Here is a 1,773-nt window from a genome sequence, read left to right as displayed (position 1 = left end):
CCTTGTAAGATATTGTTACGGGACAGATTAAGAAATCATCCCGAATGTTCCTTGAAAATGCAACTTTAATATTCGAATGAATCAACAGACACCACGTATTGAATTTCAACCATCTCATAGGTATAATCTTCCTGTCAGAGAGATAGATGTGCGTACCTCCTGGATCCCTCACATGAGGTCTTATCCGTGAAAAAGCGTGTCACTCCACAGGAACGATTCTATGTTTAGCTGGTTGGGTCGCCTTCGGGCGTTACCCGTTTCAAATGCAAGGTTGTTTGGCGTTCCTCATTCAGTGGATGCTCTGATTCACTCCATTACGAAAGGTTGGTTTCCTTATGTCTGCTTTCATCAATGATTTTGTGGTCGGCATCGATGTTTCCTCCGAATTCTCGGTCGTCGCGATGCTCGAACCCAGCGGCACCCCGATCCGCAAACCATTCCGGATCGACCATACACCCGCGGGCTTCAACAAACTGCTGGATATCTTGAAAAAAGAAGAAGAGCGGTTAAACAGAAAGCCCATCTACTTCGTAGAATCCACGGGTATCTTCCATTTACCACTCTTCTTCTTTTTGAAATCGAATGATCTCAAAGGTTTTGTGCTAAACCCTTTGTCTGTTCATTCTACCAAAAATTTCGACTTAAGAAAAGTGAAAAATGATTCGAAAGACGCAGAATCCATCGCTAGACTTGCCAAATACCAACAGGTCAAGTGTTCCCTGGTCCCTGAGCCGCAAATTCTGGCCCTGCGCATGATGGTCCGGGAGTATTACGCTCTTTCCGACATGCTCACCGTGATGAAGAACCGGCTCTCTACGGACCTCTATCTGCTCTTTCCAGGCTATGCCGGTGTCTTTGCCAACCCTTTTGGCAAGGCCTCTCTTGAGCTGCTCAGAATCTGTCCGTCGCCTCAACATGTCATTGATGCGGAGCCGGATTCGCTTGCCGTCAGCATTGCCGCCTCCAGCCGCAAAGGGCTTGCTTGGGCTTACAAGAAAGTTAATCTTCTGCTGGAAATATCCCAGCTTGCACTTTCAATGCCAATGAGCTTTTCCATCCTCAGCAACAAGATACGGCTGCATCTGGATGGCATCCAGAACCTGCAAAACAGCTTGGATGGCCTGCTTTTACAGCTTAGGGAGATGATAGCCGCACCCGAGTTCCCTCAGAAGGAGCGACTTTATATCGATCTTCTTGATCGGATGCCCGGCTGCGGTTTCCTCACTGCCGTTACAATCATTGCCGAGATGGGTGATTTCAGCCGCTTCAAGTCTCCTAAAGCCTTTACTGCCTTCTTTGGAATCGACCCAAGCGTGAACCAATCCGGAAAGTTCAACGGCGACCGCAACCGGATATCCAAACGCGGCACCAAGTTCGGCCGCCGAGTCCTTTTCACGCTCGCTTTGGCTTCCATTCGCACATCCCGGAAAGGGGACCCGATCAATGCCATTCTGAGGGACTATTACCTCAAGAAATGCGAGACCAAGAAGAAAAAAGTCGCTCTGGTCGCTGTCATGCACAAACTTCTCCACTATATTTTTGCGGTTCTTCGCGACGAGAAGCCATTCGTATTTAGAAGCCCGCAAGACCATCAATCCTGGCGTCACAGCCAAAATTCCGCTGCCCCTGACGCCGCCTAAGCACACGGTGTCTCATATGCCAACCAAATGCCAATGTTCGGATTTTGCTATTGGCTAGCTTTGCTATACGCTTTTTTAAAACTCAATTTTTAAAGTTTTTTGATCTCAGCTATTGACTTTTATTAGCTGGTCT

The 1,773-nt window shown here is 47.8% G+C and carries 1 protein-coding gene; it reads left to right on the top strand.

Features of this window, described 5'->3' with window-relative positions; all coding sequences use genetic code 11:
• Positions 1 to 335: 335 nt before the first annotated feature.
• The gene (locus GXN74_RS14195) at positions 336 to 1,640 is read left to right on the top strand and encodes an IS110 family RNA-guided transposase (protein ID WP_162371588.1); all 1,305 of its coding nucleotides are present in this window, start codon (positions 336 to 338) and stop codon (positions 1,638 to 1,640) included.
• Positions 1,641 to 1,773: the final 133 nt, after the last annotated feature.

This window comes from Anaerotalea alkaliphila (assembly GCF_010179735.1).
Classification (GTDB): Bacteria; Bacillota; Clostridia; order Lachnospirales; family Vallitaleaceae; genus Anaerotalea; species Anaerotalea alkaliphila.
This window is presented reverse-complemented; position numbering and strand designations above follow the sequence as displayed.

Coding starts and splice junctions, on each gene's coding strand:
- GXN74_RS14195 (WP_162371588.1), top strand. CDS start 336: ATGTCTGCTTTCATCAATGATTTTGTGGTCGGCATCGATGTTTCCTCC.